The sequence below is a fragment of the Caenimonas soli genome, from assembly GCF_013155545.1.
GTDB classification, from domain to species: domain Bacteria; phylum Pseudomonadota; class Gammaproteobacteria; order Burkholderiales; family Burkholderiaceae_C; genus Ramlibacter; species Ramlibacter soli.
Map to the genome: position 1 here is coordinate 1 of NZ_JABJVV010000021.1, position 19,982 is coordinate 19,982.

The following is a 19,982-nucleotide window of genomic DNA, read 5'->3' on the forward strand; positions in this document are numbered from 1 at the left end:
GGCGGCGATGGGCTGGCGAGTGGCACGCTCAGCGTGGACGGCAAGATCCTGGCGCGCAGCGGCGACGTGGTGCTGATCGCCCCGAACGTTCAGGTGGGCACCGGCGCGCTGGTGCAGTCGCCCAGCGGCGCCACGATCCTGGCCGCAGGCCAGAAGGTGGAGCTGACCGGGCGCGGCCTGGAAGGCATCCGCATGGAACTGCAGGCCCCCGGCGACCAGGCACTGAACCTGGGCACGCTGCAAGGCGATGCCGTGGGCATCTTCGCCGGCCAGCTCAAACACAGTGGCCTGATCCAGGCTAACGCCGTCACAGCCGAGGGTGGCAAGGTGGTGCTCAAAGCGGGCGCGGGCGACGCGCTGGTCGACGGGCGCATCTCGGCCGTTGCAGGCAGCCAGGGCGGCTCCATCGACGTGTTGGGCCAGCGCGTGGGCCTGCTCGCCGGCGCGGCGCTGGATGTGAGCGGCGAACGCGGCGGCGGTTCTGTCCGGGTCGGCGGTGATTACCAGGGCAAGAATGCCGAAGTGCCCAATGCCCAGCGCACCTATGTCGACGCGGCCGCAACCATCAAGGCCGACGCCGGCGTGGACGGCAACGGCGGACGGGTCATCGTCTGGGCCGACGACCAGACCCAGAGTTTCGGTGCCATCGGCGCGCGTGGCGGCGCGCAGGGCGGCGACGGCGGCTTCGTCGAAGTCTCGGGCAAGCACAGGCTCCAGTTTTCCTCGCCCGTCGATACGAGGGCACCCATGGGCAAGACCGGCATCTTGCTGCTCGATCCCGACGACATCGTCGTTTCGACCTCAGGGGGCGTGTACGGCGGCGATGTGCTGTTTGGCGACGCGCCGACCTTCCTGACCCTCGACGTCGCGACCATCAACAGCGCCAACAGCAACGTGGTGTTGCAGGCCAACAACCAGATCGATATCGACGCGCCGATCAACATCGCGAACGCCGGGATCGGCTTTACCGCGCAGGCCGGCGGCTATCTCAACGTCAACGGCTCGATCACCACCAACGGTGGTGCGGTCAGCCTCACGGCGGGCGATCCTGGATCCCTCACCAGCCCCAACGAGGGGTCGCTGAACATCCAGCAGGCCATTACCACCAACGGCGGCAACATCACTCTGCTGTCGAACCTGTCCGACGTCGGCGGCAACAGTGTGTTCATCAACGCGCCGATCAACGCCGGAACGGGTGCCGTCGGCATCAGCGGCCAACGCGTCGACGTAACCAGCGCCGGCATCTCTGGTGGCTCGATCACGATGTCGACCATTGTCAGTAATGGGCACATCGACTTGAACGGCGCCACCCTAGCCGCAGGCGGCGGGGGCATCCTGCTGAGTACCACCGGCGCCGACGCCGACGTCTATTTGCTCAACTCGACCTTGATTGCCAGCGCGGGCAGTTCCATTCAAGTGGGCGCCAACGCGGGCACGGTGGACGTGTGGGGTTCCACGCTGAACAGTGACGGTGGCTCGGTGAACGTGTCCGGGGCTTCCGCTGGCACCACCGGCGTTTCGCTCTACAACTCGACCGTCAACGCCGGGTCAGGCGACATTTCCATCGTCGGGACGACGCAAAATCAGTTCAGCTTTGGCGTGGAAGTGTCGGGCAGTATGAACCTGAGCGCCGGGGCCGGCACCGCGATTTTCGGCGAGAACCAGGCGACCTCGCTCTCGTTCAGCGGCGGCGGCATCCTGGTGGACTGCGGGTGCATGGGATCGCTCACGGGCAGCGGCACGTTGAGCCTGACCGGGGTGAGCGCCGGCAACGGCATAGGCATCGAATTCAGCAATGCGGATATCAGCCGCAGCGGGCCCATCACCATCAATGGCAACTCGGCCGGCATCGGCGTGCTCGCCTATGGTTCCAACTTTGTGACGAACGGCGATACGCTCAACATCAACGGCAGCCATGTCGATATCGAGTTCACCGCCATCGACACGGGCGGCGCCGCCCTGGCTATCGGCAGTTCCGGTGGCGTCTACATTTACGGTTCGTCCATCGGCACGTCCGGCGGCAGCATCGACATCAACGGCGGCAGTGCATCCCTGTTCGGGACTACGGGCGTGTACATCGGCAGCTCCAGCATTCACGCAGGCGCCGGCGCTGTCAATATCACCGGGGAAAGCGCGGACTTGGAAGGATTCGTCCTGGATGCCGGGGGCGCCACCGTCAGCGGAAGCACGGTCGCCATCACGGGCACGACCGGGGTGGGCAGCCCCTACGACGCGCTGCAAGTCAACAACGAACTGATTTCGGCCACTTCCGCCATCCAGCTCACGGCCGTGAACGGCCTTCTGGCCCTCAACAACAGCACCGTCGAAAACAGCGGCAGCGGCCAGACCGTGCTGCAAGCCGTGACAACGGCGCCCGCGCCGATCCCTGGCATTTACATCGACGGTGGATCGTCCGTCAGGAACGTCGGCGCGAGCCCGGGCGAGATCCACCTCGTGGCCGACTACCTCGATCTCCAAGGCCAGATCGACTCGGGCGCGGCCCGCACGATGATCAAGCCCACAAGGATGAGCCGGGCCATCGGGTTAGGCAGCACCGACGACAGCGGCAAGCTGGCACTGAGCCAGGCCGAACTGGGCAATGTGACGGCGGGCGTCATCGTGATCGGCGGTGGAAGTTACACCGGTGGCCTGTCGATCGAGAGCTCGATCGGTGTGGGCAGCGGGGCGTTGAGCCTGATCCAGGGTTCCGCCGCCAGCATCACGCAGGCGGGCGGCGCGACGATTTACGCGAACCAGCTGAATGCGGATGCCGGTAGCGTGGTCCTGACCGAAGCCAACCATGTTTCCGTGATCAGCGGACGAGCGACCAACGCCAGCGGCGCGGGTTTTGCATTCTCGAACGACGGTGGAGCCGACCTTACCGTCGGAGCCGTCGATGGCATCCTGGGCATCCATTCAGGCACGGGGCCCACGGGCCGCAGCGCCGTCGCCCTGAGTGCCAACAACGGCAGCATTTGGCAGTTCGAAGCGGTCAGAGGCTCTTCGCTGACTGCGGCGGCAGGGGTCAACATCAACCTCACAAACCCCGGCAACGACCTCACGGCGATCGACGCAACGGCCGTCGCCGGCGACGCTGCGCTGACCAACAACGCACCGGCGGCCCGGCTCAACGCCTCGGCCGGCGGAACGGTGGCCTACCGAGGCTTCGGCGCGCTTACCGTGGGCACGATCGCAGCCGGCGGCTCGGTGGCCCTGGAAGCGGATGCTATCGCGGCCGAGGCGGGCAAGGGCACGGTCCATGCCCTCAATGACGGCCAGGTCTTTGTCAGGGCCGCCAATGGTGCCATCGGCAGTGGCGCCAGCCCGCTGCGGGTCGCGACCAGCGGTGGCGTGTTCGCGCAGGCCCTGGGGACCGGCGGCAATGTTCACTTGAGCACGCCATCGACCTCGTTCAAATTGCATCTGGATGCGGCCGGCCTGGCCTCGATCACCGGCCCCGGCGCCGGGTCCACGCTGGGCCTGGCCAGCGCCAAAGTTGGCGGTGCGCTCAGCTGGAGCGGCTTTGATAGCGCGGTGCTCGGCACCAGCGTTCCGAGCACCACGCTGGTCTCCGTCGACGGCAGGGTGCTCAGCGTCGCCCTGGAGGGCACCACGTCCGGTTCCTCGCTGGGTTCAAGTGGCGGCGGTGTCAGTGCCGGCGGGCCCATCACCGCCGAGGGCGATGTCTACCTGGCCGGCGTCCTGGCGCCCGGCGGCAGCGGCGGCATCTCCTCCATGACCGTCTCGGGCAACCTGCATGTGCTCGATGGGGCCGTGATGGAATTCGACTTCAACGGAACCAGCCATGACAAGATCGACGTGGCCGGCAATGTCGTGTTTCCCTCGGCGCCGGGCGGCAGCACGCTGATTGCCAAAGCGACGTCACAGCCGGCCGATGGCTCCTACAAGCTGATCGCCGGAACGACCAGCGGCGAGTTGCCGACGGTGACGGGAAATGTCGCCGGGGCTTCGCTTGCGTACGGCTCCCTCATGATGAACGTGGCCACGGCACCGCCGCCCGCTCCAGCGCCTTTGACCGGCTCGACGACCGACCAGGTCGCTGCGCTGATCGATGGCAACCATGCCTTGGCGGCGCAGGTGGTCGCAGAAAACAACACACTGACCACCTTCACCAGCTTGCTGCAGCAGGAAGAAGAAAAGCAGGCGGCGGACGCCAAGGGCCTGGACAACCTGGTCGACGATAACCAGTGCCGGCGCTGATTCGCGGCCGTGGCTAAAACCGCGGCAGATCCGGATGTGAGATCCGGCCGCCGCGCACCAGCATCTTTCCGTATTCGGCGCAGCGGTTCAGGGTCGGGATCACCTTGCCCGGATTCAGCAGACCCCTGGGGTCGAAGGCGCGCTTGAGCGCCAGCATCTGTTCGCGCTCGCCGGCGCTGAACTGCACGCACATGGAGTTCAGTTTCTCCACGCCAACGCCATGCTCACCCGTCACGGTGCCGCCCATGGCCACGCTGGTTTCCAGGATGTCGGCACCGAACAGCTCGCAACGGTGCAACTGGTCGGCGTCGTTGGCGTCGAACAGGATGAGGGGGTGCAGGTTGCCGTCGCCGGCATGGAACACGTTGGCGCAGCGCAGGCCGTACTTCTTTTCCATTTCCTGGATCGCCAGCAGGATGTCGGCCAGGCGTTTGCGCGGGATGGTGGAGTCCATGCACATGTAGTCGGGGCTGATGCGGCCCGACGCCGGAAAAGCATTCTTGCGCCCGCTCCAGAACTTCAGGCGCTCGGGCTCGTCGCGGCTGACGGCGATGGCCGTCGCGCCCGCCGTGCGCAGCACCTCGCTCATGCGGCCGATCTCTTCTTCCACTTCCTCCGGCGTGCCGTCGCTCTCGCACAGCAGGATGGCCTCGGCCGCCAGGTCGTAGCCGGCATGCACGAAGTCTTCCACCGCCGCCGTCATGGGCTTGTCCATCATCTCCAGGCCGGCCGGGATGATGCCCGCCGCGATCACCGCAGCGACAGCGTCGCCGGCCTTGCGCACGTCGTCGAAGCTGGCCATGATGCAGCGCGCCAGCAGCGGCTTGGGGACCAGCTTGACGGTCACCTCGATCGCCACGGCGAGCATGCCCTCGCTGCCGATGACGACACTCAGCAGGTCATAGCCCGCGCAGTCCAATGCGGCGCTGCCGAACTCCACCGGCTCGCCTTCGACCGTGAAGCCGCGCACCTTGAGCACGTTGTGCAGCGTGAGGCCGTACTTGAGGCAATGCACACCGCCCGAGTTTTCCGCCACATTGCCGCCGATGGTGCAGGCGATCTGGCTGGACGGGTCGGGCGCGTAGTACAGGCCATGCGGCGCCGCCGCTTCGCTGATGGCGAGGTTGCGCACGCCGCATTGCACGACGGCGGTGCGGCTGGCCGGGTCGAGCCGCAGGATGCGGTTGAACCTGGCGAGCGACAGCGTCACGCCCAGCGCATGCGGCATGGCGCCACCCGACAGGCCCGTGCCCGCTCCGCGAGCCACGACCGGCACGTCGAGCGAATGGCAGATCCGCAGGACGGCCTGGACCTGGCCTTCGGTTTCCGGCAGCGCGACCACCAGCGGGCGCTGCCGGTACGCCGTCAGGCCGTCGCACTCATAGGGCGTGGTGTCTTCGCTGTTCCACAGCAGGGCGTCGGCCGGCAGCGCGGCCTGCAGCGCCCGCACCACCTGCGACTGGCGCTCGGCGCGGTCGGCAATAACGGGGTCCAGCGGGGCGTTCATGCGGCGTATTTCCTGGTGGCGTCGTCGTCGAACTCTACCCCGCTGGCCAGCACGCCGTCCAGGTCGGCCAGGCCGTCGCGCAGCCTCAAGGGACTCTTGAGGACAGGGTTCCACCAGTCGGCATATTCCAGCCAGCGGGCGGTCGGCGTTGCCGTGAGCAGCTGGGCGCTGATCTCGGGCCAGAGGTGGCTGGATACGGCGGTGCCATAGGCCTGGGCCATGGCCGACACCGCCAGCCAGCCGGTGACGCCGCCGCACTTCATCACGTCGGGCATCACGTGCTCACGCACGCCGGCGTCGAAGGCATGGCGGAAATCCAGCGGTCCCCACCAGTTCTCGCCGGCCTGCAGCGGTGTGCGCACGCGCTGGCCCAACTGCACCAGCGCCGCATAGTCGTGCGCCAGCACCGGCTCCTCGATCCATTGCAGGCCTTCACCGTCCAGCGCCTGCAAACGGCTGCGGGCTTCCCCGGGGGTGAGGCTCTGGTTGTAGTCGACCATCACCGCCAGCTGCGGCCCGACGGCGTCGCGGATCGCGCGAACGACGGCGATGTCTTCGGCCAGCGTCGGGTAGCCGATCTTGGCCTTGACGCCTTTCAGGCCCTGCCGGGCCCAGCGCTCGGCGGCGCGGGCGGAATCGGCGGCGCCGTCGTAACCGATGCCGCCATAGCAGGGCACCGGTTTGGCTGCCGCCCCGAGCAGCGCGTGCAGCGGCGACTGCCGGCTGCGCGCCAGCGCGTCCCATAGCGCCATGTCGATGCCTGCCAGGGCCATGCCGACCAGGCCCTGCGTGCCCAGCAACCTGAAGCGCCCCTGCAGCTGTTCCGACAGCGCGGCCGGGGCCAGGGCCTGACCGGCGACCAGGGGCTCCATGTTCTTCATCAGCTCGGCCGTCGCTTTGAGCGCGGCCTGCGTGTAGGTGAAGGTGATGCTGTGGCCCTGCACGCCCTGATCGGTCGTGACCGAGAGCAGCACCAGCGGCGAGGCCGCGATGACACCGGAGGCCGTCCGGTGCGGCTCCGCCATCGGAACCAGCACGCTACGGACGTCAAAGGAAAGGATCTTCATCCGCCCACTGTAGGCAGCGATGCGAGAACGCACCAGTGAAGGTTTTTCACGGATCGGTGAAAAGCGGTGGCGCTGCCTTAGCGCTCCTGCCTCAGATCGGCGCAGGTGCCGACTGGCCGGCGTCCGTCGCGCGTGGTTCGAGATGATGCACCACCCTCTTCGGATCCTCGAGCAGCCGCTCCAGGGCCCGCGTCATCCGCTGCAGCAGGCGCTGCTCATCGATGCCGCCTTCGGGCGTGAGTTCGGGGGCGCCATTCGGGACCCATGCGGACACCAGCCGCAGGCGCAGGGTCAGGTCCGGCGGCAACCCGGACACCGTTTCCAGGCCCCGGGCCACGATGTGCTGCGCCAGCAGGCGGCGCGCGTCGTTCGCCTGGGGGCCTTCGATGAGGATGGCGAACCGCGTATCGGCCACCCGGCACACCGTGTCCACCTCGCGCACGACCTGGGACAGGCGCGAGGCGGCAACTACCAGCGCGCGGTCGCCCGCCTCGCGCCCCGCGCGCGCCACGATGTCGGCGTGGTTGGACAAATCGACCAGCAGCACGGTGCAGCGATGGCCGGAGCGGCGCGCCCGGCGCAGGGCATCGCGCAGGCGCAGCCTGAGCACGGGCGTGACCGTCAAACCGGTCAGCGGGTCGGTGCTGTCCAGCGCCCGCAGGCGAGCGCGGTTCTCGCTGAAATCCTTGGCCCGCCAGTGCAGGATGTAGAGCAGCAGCGGAATCTCGATGGCCGAGCCGATCAGCACGGCGTACTGCGTGGCCCAGCTGTCGGGCAGGACGCCGGCCGCTCGCAGCGCGGGGAACGGGTAGCCCAGGTGGACCGGCAGGAAGCCCAGGATCAGCCAGCCCGAGTAGCGCTCGCCCTTGTACCAGGTCCAGGCGCACAGATAGATGCTGAGCACCACCGACAGCAGGCCGTAGATGTTGAGGATGGTGTAGGTCAGCGGGCCACTGGACAGGACATAGACCACCGCGAACGCGGGCCCGAACAGGGAGAAGCCCACCGCCGCGCGGTCCAGGCGCCGGCCGTGGCGTGGCAGTGCGGTCGCCTGCCTGATGAACCAGATGCCCGAGCCGATCATCAGCAGCATGAACATCGCCGGCGCCGCGTTGTTGAACCAGGCCCACTGCGGCCACAGGAAGAGGCCGCCCATGCCGGTGAAGGACAGCTGGAATGCCAGCATGCAGGCCACATACATGCAGTACGCACGGAATACAGGGTCGCCATAGAGCCGCGCGTGGATCAGCCCGACGATGAAGACAAGCAGGCCGAATCCCAGGTAGCCGCCCAGCATCAGGTAGGTCCATTGGCGCTTGGACTGCAGGCGCTCGTCCGTGAGCAGCTGCACATAAGGGCTCGTCGGGGCGGGACGGTTCTCCAGTCGCAGCCAGACCGGACTTGCGGAGTTGCCCTGGACTTCGAACAGCGGCGAGTGATTCGGCTGGCTCCACTGTGCGACCGGCACATGGTCGCCGGCCCGCTGCTCCTGCCAGGCGCCGTCGGGCCCACGCGCGTACAGGCTGGCGCGGTCGATGAACGCGGCGCCGGTGAGGAGCAGGTACCAGCGCTGCGAGGGAGGCAGCGCCGGTAGATCGAAGCGCATCCACAGCACGGAGTTTCCCAGCTGGAAGTTGCGGTACCTGTCCATCGGCTGCAGCTTCGCGGCCCCGCCCGCAACCTCCTGGACGGACATCCGGGCGGATTCGTCGATCCAGTATTGGCCTTGCAGGGTGATGTCGGTCTCGCCCTCGCTGGCCCACGCGGGCCGGAACGTCGCGGCCGCCAGCAGGACGGCCAGCGCGGCCAGGCGTAGTGCCAAGCGCAGCATGCCGATCCCGTGTGCGCGTGTTCTCACGGTCTTAGGCGAGACTCTTCTTGAGCCACTCCGCAAAAGCGGCGCATTCCCAGCGGTCCATGGTGCCGGTGCGCCAGCACAGGTAGTGCGCATGCGGGCTGGGCACGTTGCGGTCGGAGATTCGTTCGAGCGTACCGTTCTCCAGCCACGGTTGGCCCAGCTTCAGGCGAACCAGCGCGATGCCCAGGCCCTGGGCCGCCGCGTCGCACATCAGGCCGATGTCGTTGAACGACGAGCCCTCGCCCGGCTCGCCGGCGTCCACGCCATGGGCCAGGAACCAGGTGCGCCAGGGCTCCAGTGGACTCTTGATGAGTTTGGCCGTGAGCAGCTCCTCGATGGAGTCGAACGGGCCATTGGCGCGGATGTAGCTGGGGGCCGCCAGCGGGGTGACCTCGTCGGTCATCAGGCAGACATGCTCGACATCGGCATAGCGGCCGGTGCCGAAGCGGATCATCAGGTCGGCGTCCTCGGCCACCACGTCCAGCAAAGGAATCGAGACTTGCAGCGTCAGGTCGATCTCGGGATAGGCTTCGATGAAGCCGCGCAGCCGCGGCATCAGGATGGAGCGCGAGAAGGTGGGGGTGACGGCGACGCGCAGCTTGCGCTTGCCCTGGGCGGCGTCCTTGCCGGGAAAGCGCTCCAGGCTGGCGAGCCCCTCGCGTACATGGGCCAGGTACTCGCTGCCTTCGGTCGTCAGCGAGAAATCGGCGCGGCCGAACAGCTTGGTGCCGATGATCTGTTCCAGTTGCTTGACGCGATGGCTCACGGCGCTGGGCGTCACGCACAGTTCCTCCGCCGCCAGCGTCACCGAGCGCAAGCGCGCCAGCGCTTCGAAAGTCAGCAAACACTGGATCGGAGGGATGCGCGCGGTCATGGGCCTATTTGAATATCACCGTCTTGTGGCCGTTCAGCAGCACCCGGTGTTCGCTGTGCCATTTGACGGCGCGGGCCAGTACCCGGCTTTCAGTGTCCTTGCCGCGGGCCACCAGGTGTTCCGCGGTGTCCTTGTGCTCCACCCGCGTCACGTCCTGTTCGATGATGGGCCCCTCGTCCAGGTCGGAGGTGACGTAGTGAGCGGTGGCGCCAATCACCTTCACGCCGCGATCGTGGGCCTGATGGTAGGGCTTGGCGCCCTTGAAGCTGGGCAGCATGCTGTGATGGATGTTGATCGCGCGGCCGGCCAGCTTGCGGCACAGGTCGTCCGACAGGATCTGCATGTAGCGGGCCAGCACCACCAGCTCCGCGCCCTCGGCCTCGATCACTTCGTATTGCCGGGCCTCGGCCTGCGCCTTGGTGGCGGAGGTGACGGGGATATGGTGGAAAGGCACGTTGTAGCTCGCCGCCAACTGGTAGAAATCCCGATGGTTGCTGATGATGGCGCGCACGTCCAGTGGCAGCAGCCCGCTTTTCCAGCGGAACAGCAGGTCGTTCAGGCAATGGCCGTCACGGCTGACCATCAGCACGGTGCGCATGTTCGATTCGGTGGAGTGCAGCTTCCAGGCCATCTTGAACGGCTCGGCGAAGAACTTCAGCTGGAGCTTGAGATCGTCGAAGGTGAGCTGGTCGCACGCGAACTGGACGCGCATGAAGAACAGGCCGGTGTCGTGGTCGTTGTACTGGGCCGCTTCTTCGATGTTGCCGCCGCGCTCCAGCAGGAAGCCGGACACGGCGTGCACGATGCCCGGCCGGTCCGGGCAGGAAAGGGTCAGGATATAAGCGTGGTTCATACAGGGTGAATTGTCGCAGGAGCGCCCGGCTTCCTGCAGAGCGCGCCGGCCGGTGCCAAAATGCCCTTTTGCTGTTTTGGAGACCCCATGGCCTACAACGACTTCAACATGGATCACCACTGGTTGCCCTTCACGCCCAACCGCCATTTCCGCAAGGACCCCCGCATCTTCGTCGCAGCCGACGGCATGGACTTCACCACCCACGACGGCAAGAAGGTCGTGGACGGCATCTCCAGCCTGTGGTGTGTGGGCGCGGGCCACAACCGCAAGCCCATTAACGAAGCCATCAAGAAGCAGCTGGACACCCTGGACTACGGCACCGCGTTCCAGGCCTCCAACGACCAGGCGTTCAAGGCCGCCGAGATGATCGCCGCGATGGCGCCGGGCGACCTGAACAAGGTGCTGTTCTGCAATTCCGGCTCCGAAGCTGCGGACACCTCGTTGAAGGTGGCGCTGGCCTATCACCGCGCCCGCGGCGAAGGCCACCGCAACGTCTTCATCGGCCGCGAGAAGGGCTACCACGGCGTCGGCTTCGGCGGCATGAGCGTGGGCGGCATACCGGCCAACCGCAAGGTGTACGGCAGCGCCTTCCTGCCGCGCGTGGATCACCTGCGCTTCATCCACGATCCGGTCAACAACGCCTTCATCCACAACCGCGAACCGGTCTGGCAGGAGGACATCCTGCTCGAGCTGGAGAACCGCATCCTGCCGCTGCACGACCCGTCGAACGTGGCCGCGATCATCGTCGAGCCGGTGGCCGGCAGCGCCGGCTGGTACCTGCCACCGCAGGGTTACCTCAAGCGCCTGCGCGAGATCTGCGACAAGCACGGCATCCTGCTGATCTTCGACGAGGTGATCACCGGTTTCGGACGCATGGGCACCAACTTCGCGGCCGACTACTACGGCGTGGTGCCCGACATGCTCAACTTCGCCAAATGCGTGACCAACGGCGTGATCCCGCTGGGTGGCGTGATCTGCCGCGACAAGCTGTACGACGCCATGATGAAGACCGACGCGCCCGAGCACGTGATCGAGTTCTTCCACGGCTACACCTACTCGGGCCATCCCGTCGCCTGCGCAGGGGCGATCGCGACGCTCGAGCTGTACAAGCAGGAGAACCTGTTCCAGCGCGCCGGCGAAATGGGCAAGGTGCTGGGCGATGCATTCCACAGCGTCTTCAAGGGCCTGCCCAACGTGATCGGCATCCGCAGCCTGGGCCTGGCGGCCGCGGTGGAACTGGCGCCCATCGCCGGCTCCCCGGGCAAGCGCGCCTACGACATCTTCGTGGACTGCTTCCACAAGGGCGCGCTGATTCGGCCTGCGGGCGATGTGTTGGTGATCGCGCCGCCGTACATCGTCGAGAAGGCGCATATCGACACGCTGGTCAATACATTGGCCGACTCGATCAGGAAGCACGCCTGATCATCTGGCGCCGCAAGTCCTCGCAGTAGTCTTTTTTGGGGGGCTGCGGGGCGTGCGTCCGGGAATCGACCCGCAGCGAGGGCGGCAGGTGCCGTGGCACCCCCAGCGCCGGGTCGACATGGGCGGCGCCCGCCAGCAAGACAGCGGTCTTGCCCGCAACGGCGGCCTGGACCAGCGTTTGCGCCATGGCGCGGTCGCGTGCGATCTGCACCCGTGTCATTGGTCCGATTTGCGCTTCCGGCAACAGCCCGCAATGGCCCAGGCGCACGGCCTGCTGCTGGGCCTTCAGCGCCGGCCCGGGCAGCAGGCTGTCGAGGGCGGCATCGGCCATCACGGCGCGCAAGCTGGGGCGCGGTAGGTTCGCGCCGACCACCGGCACACCCGCAGCGATCGCGGCCATCACTGCCGGGCCATAGGCTTGCCAGGACCAGGCGTGCTCATCCCAGCGCAGGGCTGCCCGCACGGCTGACTCAGAGGCGTCGGCAGGCAACCCGGCCGTGGAAGCGCCCTGCTCGGCCATTTCCAGCGCCAGGGCCGCGAGGCTGCCCTGTGCGGCCAGGCGCTGAATGACATGGCGGTGCAATTGCTGATGCTCAGCTGCGTCATGCTGCTCGCCGAGCAGGAGCACGTCGGGTGTGGGCACGGCCAACGGCGAGGCGCAGCCGGCCAGCAGGAGCGCGGCAAGGGCGACGGTACGGTGCATGCAACGATACTAATGCCTCGCGCATGACCTCGACTCTTCCTTTCCGCGTCACCCTGACCTTGCTGCTGGCCTTGGGCGCCGCATTGGCGTGCCAAGCCCTGCGCACGCCGATTCCCTGGATGCTCGGCCCCCTGCTAGCCACTTCGATCGCATCCATACTGGGCTGGCCCACGCGCAGCCTGGCCCCGCTTCGCAACCTCGGCCAGTGGGTCATCGGTTGCGCCCTGGGCCTGCACTTCACGCCCCAGGTCACGGCTTTGGTGGCCAGCCTGTGGTGGGCCATCTTGCTGGCCATCGTCTGGGCGCTCGCGCTGGGATGGGCGTTCGGCTGCTGGCTGGACCGCGGCCATGGCGGCCGCATGGGCGTATCACGGGAACACCAGCGGGCTACCAGCTATTTCGCGGGGGCGATAGGCGGCGCATCCGAAATGACCTTGCTCGCCGAACGCGCAGGGGCCCGCACCGACTTGGTGGCCGCATCGCACAGCCTTCGCCTGCTGGTCGTTACCCTCACCGTGCCCTTTGCCCTGACCCTGAGCGGCTTGCACGGTCTGGACGCGACGCTGCCCGGCTCGCGCCAAGTCAACCTGCCGGGCCTGGCCTGGCTGGCCGCCGCCACGGGCGCAGGCGCGTGGCTCATGCAACGCACCGGGCGAGCCAACCCGTGGTTCATGGGGGCCCTGCTGGCCGCGATGGCGTTGACGATGGCGAGCGTGGAGCTGTCGGCGCTGCCGGGATTCGTGACCAACGCCGCCCAGTTGCTGATCGGGGTCAGCCTGGGGGTGCGGTTTTCAGCCGAGTTCGTGCGCACTGCGCCCCGCTGGCTGGCTTCGGTGGCGCTGGGGACGGTGGTGATGACTGTCTTGTGTGCCGGGATGGCGGCCCTGCTGGCTTGGCTGACGGGCCTGCATTGGGCGACGATGGTCTTGGGAACCTCGCCCGGGGGCATCGCCGAGATGGCCATCACTGCGAAAGTGCTGCAGCTCGGCGTGCCGGTGGTCACTGCGTTTCAGGTCTGTCGCCTGGTTTCCGTGTTGCTCCTGGTCGAACCCCTGTATCGGCTGGGCTGGATGCGTTGAGGCGTCAGTGCATGACCAGCGGGTTTTGCGCCAGTTCGGCGTAGCCGTCCAGAGTTTCCTCGACCTCTTCCTGGGTGGGCGTGTTCAGTTGCCAGGCGTTGATCTGGCGCTGGAAAGCCTCGGCCCAGGAGCCGTCGAGATAAACCTCCTTGTTGGAGCGCTTATCGACGATCTCGAACCCATGCCTGGCAATGCGGGGGGCGGGTTCGCCCTCGGCCGGTTCATTGGCCTGCATGTGCACGACGACGAACGCGTCGGAGTCATAGAGCATTTGCATGGTGGTTTCCTTTGCCACTTTACATAGCAACGTTTGAGCCGGTTTCAAGGAGGACCGGGATAACGCTGGAACCTCCATAGCTCCAGATTAGGCAGTACGCGGCTCAGTCCCTGTCGGTGGAGGACCACTGCTGATCCAGCCAATCTCCGTTGGGCTGTGTCAGACGCAGGCGCACGGGGACGTAAGCCATCCCGGGAGCCAGCCAGAGCTCTACCTTGAGGTCGAACTCCTTGCGCGGGTTGCGAGTCAGCTTGATCGTGGCGACGGCCCCGCCGGGCAGCACCAGCTGTTCCTCAACCTCGACCTTGAAAATCCAGGGCTCGGCGTCGCGGGTGCTGGCGGTCTGGATGGCAATAGTCGCCTCGGGGCCGAACTTGCCGGGGTTGCCGGCGATCAGGGCGCCAAGCTGCAGCAGCACGCTCAGCCGATCCTGGGCGCCGGGCGCCAGGGGCGCGTCGGGCCGGTTGCTGCTGAAACTCACCTTGCCCTGGTCGCGCTGGAAGTGAGCCGCTTCCTCGCTGCGGCCCTTGTCCGAAAAGCGCAGGGGCGCCAAGCCATCGGCCGTGATGCTGCCGGTGCTTCGCTGGGTGCGCGTGGGCAGCAAGGGCGCGCTGACTTCGAGATGGGCTTCGTAGCGCTCGCCGTCGTGGCGCCACAGCAATTCGCCCTTTCCCTGCCAGAGCTGGTTGCGGCTGTGGGCGGACACCTGGTAGTGCAGCCGCACGGAGCCGGGCACGGCGAACGACGCCTGCGGGGCGGCTTCGTGCTGCGCCGCCGATACCGGCGCCTGTTCCAGCAAGGGCGCTGCTTCAGGAGCGCGCGGACGCTTCGGTGTCGCAAGCACCGGCGGCAGGGGCTCAGGCGCCGCTGTCGGCGCAGGCGGCGCCGCGGTGATGGTGCGCGTGAACAAGGCGTGCGTTGCCAGCGGATTGGCCAGCTGCAAGGGGCCCGGACCGGCCCGCAAGATCAGCAGGTGGGCCGCCAGCACGGCCACCGCTACTGCCAGCAGCGGCCGCCATGGCGCGCCCGCGGGGTTCACCCCGCATACCCCAGGTCGCTGGATAACTGGCGCGCGGCGGCGCGCAGCGGCCGGTCCACGGCGCCGTCCCACTCGGGATCGAAGGTGCCGGTCGGCCCGAGCGCGACGATGCCCAGCGCGATATGGCCGTCCGAATCGAATACCGGCACGCAAAAGCCCACGATGCCGGGCAACAACGTGTCGACCACCCGCGCCGCGCCGCGCTGGCGCACGTCGTCGAGCATGGCCCGCGCTTCGGTCAACGAGGCGGGCACGTCGCCGCGGCCCTGTTTCTGGGCCCTGGCGATTTCGTCCTTGAGCAGGGGCGTGATCGCTTCCTTGGACAGGTAGGCGGCGAAGCAGCGGCCGGTCGCGGACGACAGCAGCGGCATCACGTCGCCCAGGCGCAGGTTCACCGTGACGGCCTGCGGCGACTCCTCCCAGTGCACGATGGTGGGTCCGTGGTTGCCCCACACGGCCAGCGCCAGCGTGTGGCCGACCTTTTCCATCAGGGGTGCGATGCGCTCGCGCGCCAGCTTGACGGCGTCCAGCCGGGACAGCGAAGCCAGTCCCAGCTTGAGCGAAGCCGGCCCCAGGTCGTAGCGGGTGCTGGAGGCATCCTGCACCACCAGCTGCAGCCGCTGGAAGCTGACCAGATAGCGGTGGGCTTTGGCGGCGCTCATGCCGGCGGCAGCGGCCAGGTCGCGCAGCATCAAGGGCCCGGCCGCCCTGGACAGGACTTCGAGCAGGCCAAAGCCCACCTCGACGGATTGAATCCCGGCGCGTTCCTTCATTCCCGGCGGCTTCCTGTAGAATTACGATTAGGTAAATTCATTTCACAATGCGTAACGTCCTCGGACTCTAACGCATACAACCCGACGGGGCAAATTACATGAAGCTCGCTACCTACAAGGACGGTTCGCGCGACGGCCAGCTGGTCGTGGTTTCGCGTGACATGAGCACCGCGCATTATGCGACCGGCATCGCCGGCAAGCTGCAGCAGGTGCTGGACGACTGGGGCTTCCTGTCGCCGCAATTGCAGGACCTGTACGAGACCCTCAACAACGGCAAGACGCGCCATGCCTTTCCGTTCGATCCCGCCCTGTGCATGGCGCCGTTGCCGCGCGCCTACCAGTGGGCCGACGGCTCGGCCTACATCAACCATGTGGAGCTGGTGCGCGCGGCGCGCAGCAGCGAGGTGCCGGAGAGCTTCTACACCGACCCGCTGATGTACCAGGGCGGCAGCGACGACTTCCTGGGGCCCTGCGACGACGTGATCGTGCCCAAGGAAGAATACGGGATCGACTTCGAGGCCGAGATCGCCGTGATCACCGGCGACGTGCCGATGACCGCGACGCCGGAGCAGGCGCTGGACGGCATCCGCCTGGTGATGATCGCCAACGACGTCTCGCTGCGCAACCTGATTCCGGCCGAACTGGCCAAGGGCTTCGGCTTCTTCCAGAGCAAGCCCGCCACGGCCTTCAGCCCGGTTGCCGTCACGCTCGACGAACTCGGCGACGCCTGGGACCAGGGCCGGCTGCACCTCACGCTGCAAAGCATTTGGAACGGCCGCAAGGTCGGCATGTGCGAGGCCGGCCCCGAGATGACTTTCCACTTCGGCCAGCTGATCGCCCACATCTGCAAGACGCGCAATGTGCGCGCCGGCAGCATCGTCGGCTCGGGCACCGTGAGCAACAAGGGCGTGCCGCGCGCCGACGGCAAGACCGACTGGCCAAAGGGCTACAGCTGCATCGCCGAGAAGCGCGCGATCGAAACCATCCTGGACGGCAAGCCCACGACCGAATTCATGAAGTTCGGCGACACCATCAAGATCGAGATGAAGGGCAAGGACGGCCAGAGCGTCTTCGGCGCCATCGACCAGAAGATCGCGCCGCTGCCGTGAAGCGCCGGGCCTGGCTGCCCGCGCAAGACAGCTGGAAATACCACCTGCTGTTGGCCGCCACCGGCATCTTCCTGCTGGGCCCGCTGGCCGGCGTCACGGCGGCCTACATGAATTTCTCGCTGGGCTTCTTCGTCGGCGGCCAGGTGCTGGCCGGCTTGCTCGGCTCCACGGTCACTGCGGGTTACGGCGCCGACGGCAAGCATGGCGCCAACTACATCCAGACGGCCGCGGCCTCGGTGGCCAGCATGAGCGGCATGGGCGTGCTGATCCAGGCGATGGTCTGGATGGGGCTGCCGCAGCCGCCGGCCTGGCAGCTGGTGGCCTATATGCTGTGCATCGGCATGTTCGGCGCCGGCGTGGGCATGCTCTACACGCCGGTGCTGGTCGATCGCCTGCAACTGACCTTTCCCTCCGGCCTGGCGGTCGCCAACATCCTGCGGGCCTTGACCGACCCGGCGCTGCTGCGCCAGTCCGTGGGCAAGCTCGGCGGCGGCCTCGCCGCGGGTTTGGCGCTGGGCCTGGCGGCGGTCCGCGTGCCGGTCCTCGGCGCGATCGAACTGTCGGCGTCGACCTTCGGCGCCGGCATGGTGGTGGGTGCGCGCATCGGCGTGCCAGTTGTTACCGGCGGCCTGATCAGCTGGTCGCTGCAGCCGTTCTTCGTGTCGATCGGCTGGCTTGCACCCGGCGACCCGTTTCGCAAGATCATGTTCCTGATCGCGCTGGGCACCATCATGGGCGCCGCCGTGATCGACCTGGGCATGATCTTCTGGCGCGCCGGCCAAGGCATCCGGAATCGCGTGCGCGCGAGCGCGGCGCCGCAGCAAGACTGGAAGCGGGTGCATAGCGCGCGGCTCCTGCTGTGGATCGGCTTCTGGGGCGCCGGCATCGTCTTCACCGGGCACACCGTCCTCGGGCAACCGGTGGGCTACCTGCTGCTGGCCGTGGCCCTGGTGTTCGTCTTCGCCCTGGTCAACGGCATCTCGGTCGGCGTCAGCGACTCCAACCCGATCTCTTCGGCCTTCGTCGTGGCCGTGGTGCTGATGGCGGCGATCGGCCTGAAGGACCCGGGCGTGGGCCTGATGGCGGGCACGGTGCTGCTGGTGTCCACCAGCGTCGCCTGCGACATGCAGCAGGACCGATCCACCGGCTGGCGCCTGGGCAGCAATCGCGTGTTCCAGTTCCGCTACCAGGTCGTGGGCATCCTGATGGGGGCCGTGCTGGCCGTCGCCTTCGCCAAGTTGTTCATGGCCGCCTACCCGGTGCTGCTGCAGGACCAGACGGTGATGAAGGCCGACCAGCAACCGGTGGAGTGGAGCGCCGCCATGACGTACAAGTTCGTCGGCGTGCTGCGCAGCTTGACCGACGACAAGCCCTTCCAGCGCACCGCGATCGGCATCGGCATCGCGATCGGCTTGGTGCTCGAAGGCCTGCGCAAATTCATCAGGACGCGCGTGGCTTACCGGCGGCTGGCGGCGGGGGGGCGCGGCGGGCAGGCCATAGATTTCGCCGTCGATGCGGTGCTGCTGCCCTCGCCCTACGCCCTGTCCTTCGGCGGCTTCGTCAACCTGCCGACCTCGCTCTGGTTCGGCGCCGGCAGCGTGGTGTCCAGCCTGCTGGAAGCCAGGCGGGGGAAGCCACCGGAGCGGGAACTGGGTCTGCCCACGGACATGAGCGGCACCTCGCTGTTCGGCGGGGGCCTGATCGCCGGCGATGCGCTCGCGGCGCTGGGGCTGGGGACGGTGGGCCTGCTGGCGGCGTTGGCGCGGCCCTGATGCGTGGCGCTACAGCCGCAGCCAGGGGGTGCCGGTCTCTTCCGCCTTGGCCTTGGCCAGGGTGTCCAGGAAGCCGTCGCACCACCAGTGCACGTCGTACTCCTTGATGGTCGAAATCAGCGACTGGTGCCTGGAACGGCGCTCTTCGATCGGCATCTGCAGCGCCAGGTGGATGGCGTTGGCCGTGCCTTCGATGTCGTAGGGGTTGACCAGCAGCGCTTCGCGCAATTGCTCGGCCGCGCCGGCAAATCGCGACAACACCAGCACGCCCGGATCCTGCGGATCCTGCGCCGCCAGGAACTCCTTGGCCACCAGGTTCATGCCATCGCGCAGCGGCGTCACCAAAGCCACCCGGCTGGCGCGGTACAGGCCCGGCAGGCGCGTGCGGGCGACCGTGCGGTGCATGTAGCGCACCGGCATCCAGTCCAGCTCGCCGAAGTTGCCGTTGATGGAACCGCACAGGCTTTCCAGCTCGTGCAGGATGTCGTTGTAGGCGCTGACGTCTTCGCGGCTGGGTGAGGCGATCTGGATCAGCGTGGCGCTGTTGTGGGTCTCGGGGTACTTCTGCAGCATCTCGCGAAACGCGCGCATGCGATGCGGCAGGCCTTTCGAATAGTCGAGGCGATCGACGCCGACCAGCAGCTTGCGGCGTGAATACTCGCGCCGCATCCGCTCGTACATCTCGCGGCCTTCCGGCGCTTCGGCCAGGGCGGTGAACTCTTCCACGTCGATGCCGATCGGAAAGGCCCCGGCCTGCACCGTGCGGTTGAAGGCGCGCCAGCGGCCTTCGCCCAGGTTCTGCGCATGGGCCTCGGTCTGCACGTAGCTGCAGAAGTGCGAATGATCGGCCTCGCTCTGGAAGCCCACCAGGTCATAGGCGAACAGCGCGCGTATCAACCAGTCGTGCCCGGGTATGGCCGCCAGGATCAGCGGCGGCGGCAACGGGATGTGCAGGAAAAAGCCGATGCGCTGCGAGCAGCCCAGCGCGCGCAATTCGGCCGCCAGGGGAATCAGGTGGTAGTCGTGGATCCAGATGATGTCGTCCTCGCGCAGCATCGGCTTGAGCTTGCGCGCGAACAGCTGATTGACCCGCCGGTAGCCGGCGATGTAGCCCGCGTCGAAATCCGCCAGGTCGAGCCGGTAATGGCACACCGGCCAGAGCACGCCGTTGGAATAGCCGACGTAATAGGCGTCATGGTCCTCACGGCTCAAGTCGAGCGTGACCAGTTTCACCGCACCGGCCTGGGTGCTGTGCAACTCGCCTTCGCCGGCCTTGCCGCCGGCTGAGGCCTCCACGATCTTGCCGCTCCAGCCGAACCACAGGCCGCCGGTGTTGTTCAGCACGTCCGCCAGGGCCACGGCCAGGCCGCCGGCCGCGGTCTTGCGCGGGTCGGCCAGCCGATTGGAGACGACGACCAGGCGGGGCAT

Annotated in this window: 15 protein-coding genes; 5 read left to right on the plus strand and 10 right to left on the minus strand. The window is 67.3% G+C overall.

Going from position 1 to position 19,982, the window contains the following annotated elements; genetic code table 11:
* On the plus strand, nt 1-4,221 hold a 4,221-nt coding region (locus HNE04_RS24380), incomplete at its 5' end, for a beta strand repeat-containing protein (RefSeq protein ID WP_172225378.1).
* Between the two features lie 13 nt (nt 4,222-4,234).
* Here HNE04_RS24380 and HNE04_RS24385 read toward each other — a convergent pair.
* From HNE04_RS24385 to purU, 5 genes are all read right to left on the minus strand, one after another.
* A complete protein-coding gene (locus HNE04_RS24385; RefSeq protein ID WP_172225381.1) occupies nt 4,235-5,728 on the minus strand; it encodes an FAD-linked oxidase C-terminal domain-containing protein in 1,494 nt (497 codons plus the stop codon).
* The gene (locus HNE04_RS24390) at nt 5,725-6,795 is read right to left on the minus strand and encodes an enolase C-terminal domain-like protein (protein ID WP_172225384.1); all 1,071 of its coding nucleotides are present in this window, start codon (nt 6,793-6,795) and stop codon (nt 5,725-5,727) included. Before HNE04_RS24390 ends, HNE04_RS24385 begins: the two co-directional genes overlap by 4 nt.
* Nucleotides 6,796-6,886: 91 nt before the next feature.
* Nucleotides 6,887-8,653, minus strand: a complete 1,767-nt coding sequence (locus tag HNE04_RS24395) for a sensor domain-containing diguanylate cyclase (RefSeq protein ID WP_172225400.1) — start codon at nt 8,651-8,653, stop codon at nt 6,887-6,889.
* A 4-nt stretch (nt 8,654-8,657) separates the two neighbouring features.
* Entirely contained in the window at nt 8,658-9,527 is an 870-nt protein-coding gene (locus HNE04_RS24400) for a LysR substrate-binding domain-containing protein (protein WP_172225402.1), read from the minus strand.
* A gap of 4 nt (nt 9,528-9,531) precedes the next feature.
* The gene (gene purU / locus HNE04_RS24405; protein WP_172225404.1) at nt 9,532-10,380 is read right to left on the minus strand and encodes a formyltetrahydrofolate deformylase; all 849 of its coding nucleotides are present in this window, start codon (nt 10,378-10,380) and stop codon (nt 9,532-9,534) included.
* 87 nt (nt 10,381-10,467) lie between these two features.
* On the opposite strand from purU, the gene HNE04_RS24410 reads away from it, so the two are divergent.
* A complete protein-coding gene (locus tag HNE04_RS24410) occupies nt 10,468-11,802 on the plus strand; it encodes an aminotransferase class III-fold pyridoxal phosphate-dependent enzyme (protein ID WP_172225407.1) in 1,335 nt (444 codons plus the stop codon).
* On the opposite strand, the gene HNE04_RS24415 is transcribed toward HNE04_RS24410, so the two are convergent.
* Nucleotides 11,786-12,505, minus strand: a complete 720-nt coding sequence (locus tag HNE04_RS24415; RefSeq protein ID WP_172225410.1) for a ChaN family lipoprotein — start codon at nt 12,503-12,505, stop codon at nt 11,786-11,788. The two genes, HNE04_RS24410 and HNE04_RS24415, sit on opposite strands and share 17 nt — an antisense overlap.
* A gap of 23 nt (nt 12,506-12,528) precedes the next feature.
* Between HNE04_RS24415 and HNE04_RS24420 the strand changes: the two genes are divergently transcribed.
* Nucleotides 12,529-13,584 carry an AbrB family transcriptional regulator gene (locus HNE04_RS24420; protein WP_172225413.1) on the plus strand — a complete coding sequence of 352 codons (1,056 nt, stop codon included), beginning with the start codon at nt 12,529-12,531 and terminating at the stop codon, nt 13,582-13,584.
* Nucleotides 13,585-13,588: 4 nt separating this feature from the next.
* Here HNE04_RS24420 and HNE04_RS24425 read toward each other — a convergent pair whose 3' ends face one another.
* From HNE04_RS24425 to HNE04_RS24435, 3 genes are all read right to left on the minus strand, one after another.
* On the minus strand, nt 13,589-13,861 hold the full coding sequence (locus HNE04_RS24425) for a BTH_I0359 family protein (protein ID WP_172225416.1): 273 nt from the start codon (nt 13,859-13,861) through the stop codon (nt 13,589-13,591).
* A gap of 103 nt (nt 13,862-13,964) precedes the next feature.
* Nucleotides 13,965-14,900 (minus strand): DUF3108 domain-containing protein, encoded by a 936-nt coding sequence (locus HNE04_RS24430; RefSeq protein ID WP_328700404.1) that lies wholly within the window; start codon nt 14,898-14,900, stop codon nt 13,965-13,967.
* The gene (locus HNE04_RS24435) at nt 14,897-15,673 is read right to left on the minus strand and encodes an IclR family transcriptional regulator (RefSeq protein WP_172225418.1); all 777 of its coding nucleotides are present in this window, start codon (nt 15,671-15,673) and stop codon (nt 14,897-14,899) included. Before HNE04_RS24435 ends, HNE04_RS24430 begins: the two co-directional genes overlap by 4 nt.
* A gap of 98 nt (nt 15,674-15,771) precedes the next feature.
* On the opposite strand from HNE04_RS24435, the gene HNE04_RS24440 reads away from it, so the two are divergent.
* Together HNE04_RS24440 and HNE04_RS24445 are read left to right on the plus strand one after the other, a co-directional pair.
* A complete protein-coding gene (locus HNE04_RS24440; protein WP_172225420.1) occupies nt 15,772-16,782 on the plus strand; it encodes a fumarylacetoacetate hydrolase family protein in 1,011 nt (336 codons plus the stop codon).
* Entirely contained in the window at nt 16,779-18,554 is a 1,776-nt protein-coding gene (locus HNE04_RS24445; protein ID WP_328700405.1) for an OPT/YSL family transporter, read from the plus strand. Before HNE04_RS24440 ends, HNE04_RS24445 begins: the two co-directional genes overlap by 4 nt.
* Nucleotides 18,555-18,563: 9 nt before the next feature.
* Here HNE04_RS24445 and otsA read toward each other — a convergent pair whose 3' ends face one another.
* Nucleotides 18,564-19,982: an alpha,alpha-trehalose-phosphate synthase (UDP-forming) gene (otsA, locus tag HNE04_RS24450; protein WP_172225422.1), complete on the minus strand. Its 1,419-nt coding sequence runs from the start codon at nt 19,980-19,982 to the stop codon at nt 18,564-18,566.